This window comes from Microcystis sp. M53603_WE2, from assembly GCF_030065435.1.
On the sequence record NZ_JASJFF010001322.1, the window covers coordinates 1 to 2,944 of the forward strand.

A 2,944-nucleotide genomic window follows, 5' to 3' on the forward strand; every position below is an offset into this window, starting at 1 on the left:
GCTAAATGCCTTTCTATATAAGGGTTCCATCCCTTATAATCCCCGTCCATTGCATAACACAAACCGAAGAGCCGAATGAATAATAATCAGTTAAATGGTCTATTTACAGACTTTATGCCATTTAATCCTTATTTTTGCCGTTTTTGAACCCTGAAAAATTAATTATGCAAGAGGTCTATTTTAAAATTAGATTACGAATTTGTTTGACTTGATAAGTCTTTACTTTTCCTTGTTTGGGTTGTAGATTTAAAATTTCTTCAATTCCTTCTTGAATGAAAATATGATGACTTCCTCGTATTCTTTCATCAAAGCCAAGTTTTCTCAGCAGTTAACAAAGTTGCTCAAACTTTTTCTCGTTTCGCCGCTGCCAGCATTAAATCCCAGGTTTTTTGATTGGCAATTTGGCTATAGGTAGGGTAACTAATGCCATTCAGTCCCAAAGCTTGCAAAGCCCCAATGCTTCCCCGTCTCCACAGTAAAATAGGCAATGCTCACCCTAGTGATGCAAGGCGTAAAATTTCCCAGATTTTCGGATATTCTCGCTGACTACTTTTGTAGGTCTTCATTGGCCCGAAAAATCGCTTCTTGACCATCACTAGAGGCCACAAAACCCATAAAAGCTTTGACCGCTTCACTAGCAGGTTCTTTGTAAACGTAGTAAAGGGTACGCTGCCAGGGATAATTAGGTTCACTGGCTGAAATTCCGTCCACAGCGAGCGCTCTTACGGTTTTTTGGTTGGCGATTTGGCCATAGGTTGCGTAACTAATGCCATTCAGTCCCAAAACTCGCAAGATTGGGGTGGTGGCATCCCTCTCCATCATTTTAAAATTAGTTCCCCTACCAAATTCTCCCCCTTGCAGCACTTCCTGACGAAAACTTTGATAAGTGCCACTAATAGGAGGACGATTAATCACTTGAATAGTAGCAGCAGAACCGCCCACCTCCGACCAAGAGGTGATTTTTCCGGTAAAAATATCTTTAACTTGGGCAGTGGTTAACCCCCCCGCAAAGGGGTTTTTTACTCCCACCACAATAGCGATCGCATCTCGGACGATCGGACTAGAAGCCAATCCCTGAGAGCGTTCTGACTCGGTTAAAGGTCGTGACACCGCCGCAATATCGATCGCCCCCCGGGCCACTTCCTCTAATCCCCTATCAGATCCTTGAGCATTTGTCAAGACCTCTACCCCCTGAAATTTGGCCGTTAAAGCGGCTTTTAAGGCTTGATTAATCTGTACCATACTGGTGGAGCCGTTAATGCGAATTGTCGTGCCACTGGGGATAGAAGTCGGTGGGACAAAACTAACCACTCCCTGGGGGGAAGGGGGAGGGGGTAGGGGAGAGGAGGCACTTTCCGATGTTGGGGATTTTTGCGGACTTTTACTGCTGCCACAGAGAAAAAATTCTTTACCTGCAGCACATTGACTTTGTAGCCACAAGTAACCCCCACCTAAAATGCCCGCAGTGGCTAAAAGAGCGATTATTAAAGCAGTTGTTTCGTTTTTTTGAGACATACCCATCATTTGCTGACATTAGGGGGTCGATCGCCCCGACACCGGTGATCAATGGAAGTTTCGATGATATTATCTTAGTGCATGGAAATCCACTCTTGATTTAGGACTGTATATCATGACCCACGCACCTATATCCCCAGTCGTACTGGTTATCCTTGATGGTTGGGGTTATCGCCCGCAAAGGTCGGATAATGCGATCGCAATGGCGAAAACCCCGATTATGGATAGTCTCTGGGAAGTTTATCCCCACACCTTAATCCGCACCTCCGCTAAGGATGTGGGACTACCAGAAGGACAGATGGGCAACTCGGAAGTTGGCCACCTGAATATCGGAGCGGGGCGAGTTGTACCACAGGAGTTAGTACGAATTTCCGATGCGATCGAAGATGGTTCGATTCAACAAAATCAGGCTTTATTAAAACTCTGCGCCGAGATTCGCCCTAAAAAAAGCAAATTACACCTGATTGGTTTATGTTCCGAGGGAGGAGTCCATTCCCATCTCGATCACTTACTGGGATTATTAGACTTAGCGAAAGTGCAAGGGATTAGCGATGTCTGCATTCATGTCATCACCGATGGTCGCGATACCAACGTTACCGACGGAATGCTGGCCATTAAACGGATTCAAGAACATATTAATAAAATTAAACTCGGTCGCCTGGTGACTCTCAGTGGCCGTTATTATGCCATGGATCGGGATCGCCGTTGGGATCGGGTGGAAAAAGCCTATAACGTGATGACCAGTGATCAAGGTATCGACGGGCGATCGATTACTGAAGTATTACAGGCATTTTATGATCAAAATATTACCGATGAATTTATTCCCCCCACCAGAATTGCACCGGGGGCGATCGAAGCTGGCGATGGGGTGATATTCTATAATTTCCGTCCCGATCGAGCTAGACAGTTATGTCATGCCCTGACTATGCCCGATTTTGAAGATTTCGATCGAGATTTAATTTCTCCCCTCAGTTTTGTCACTTTCACCCAATACGATCCGAAATTACCGGTAGATGTGGCTTTTGCTCCCCAGAATTTAAATAATATTTTAGGACAGGTGATCGCTCAACAGGGATTAAAACAGTTTCGTTGTGCGGAAACCGAAAAATATCCCCACGTCACCTACTTTTTTAATGGGGGGTTAGAAAAACCCTTTGAGGGAGAAGTACGCGAATTAATTCCTAGTCCAAAAGTCGCCACCTATGACCAAGCTCCGGCTATGTCGGCAGCCGCGGTGACAGCAGCGGTCTCTGCGGCGATCGAACAGGGGCTCTATAGTCTGGTGGTAGTCAATTACGCTAACCCCGATATGGTGGGTCATACGGGCATTTTAGACGCGGCCATGAAAGCAGTGGAAACGGTGGATCTATGCTTGGCTAAGTTGTTAAGTAGCATCAATAAATTGGGGGGAACAGTGTTAATCACTGCC

At 45.6% G+C, this 2,944-nt stretch carries 4 protein-coding genes; 1 reads left to right on the forward strand and 3 read right to left on the reverse strand.

Annotation, left to right across the window (positions count from 1 at the left end):
- Nucleotides 1-175: 175 nt before the first annotated feature.
- From PX481_RS27750 to PX481_RS27760, 3 genes are read right to left on the reverse strand one after another with little or no spacing between them, the layout of a single operon-like run.
- Nucleotides 176-328 (reverse strand): type II toxin-antitoxin system HicA family toxin, encoded by a 153-nt coding sequence (locus tag PX481_RS27750; RefSeq protein WP_071825081.1) that lies wholly within the window; start codon nucleotides 326-328, stop codon nucleotides 176-178.
- Between the two features lie 13 nt (nucleotides 329-341).
- Nucleotides 342-488, reverse strand: a complete 147-nt coding sequence (locus PX481_RS27755) for a hypothetical protein (RefSeq protein ID WP_002761310.1) — start codon at nucleotides 486-488, stop codon at nucleotides 342-344.
- Nucleotides 489-546: 58 nt separating this feature from the next.
- On the reverse strand, nucleotides 547-1,524 hold the full coding sequence (locus PX481_RS27760; RefSeq protein ID WP_288097157.1) for a phosphate ABC transporter substrate-binding protein: 978 nt from the start codon (nucleotides 1,522-1,524) through the stop codon (nucleotides 547-549).
- A gap of 106 nt (nucleotides 1,525-1,630) precedes the next feature.
- On the opposite strand from PX481_RS27760, the gene gpmI reads away from it, so the two are divergent.
- Nucleotides 1,631-2,944: 2,3-bisphosphoglycerate-independent phosphoglycerate mutase (gene gpmI / locus PX481_RS27765; protein ID WP_288097160.1), on the forward strand; the 1,314-nt coding region annotated here is incomplete at its 3' end.